General features: G+C 62.6%; 1 pseudogene. It reads right to left on the bottom strand.

What is annotated here, in order from left to right:
- Nucleotides 1-254 (bottom strand): annotated as a pseudogene (locus ACPYOI_RS36555) (glutamine synthetase); the annotation flags it as partial.

Raw genomic sequence — 254 nt, 5'->3', positions numbered from 1 at the left:
ACCGAAGGCTGCGCGCAACATCTTCGAATTCGTCAGCGCCACCGCAGCATCGCGCAAGGTACGCGGAATTTCACGAACCTCGCGGGCACCATAGGCGTCTCCCACGAAAGGCGCTTCCAGCTCCAGCTTGTTCTCGATGCCGTCGATGCCGGCAGCAATGAGCGCCGCAAAGGCGAGATAGGGATTGAGGTCGGAGCCGCCGACGCGGCATTCGATGCGGATGCTCTTGGTCTCGGCGCCGCACAGGCGATAAC

It is taken from the genome of Rhizobium sp. SVR5-2C (assembly GCF_056755115.1).
Note: the sequence above shows the minus strand (reverse complement) of the source record. Positions and strands in the feature narration are given on the sequence as shown.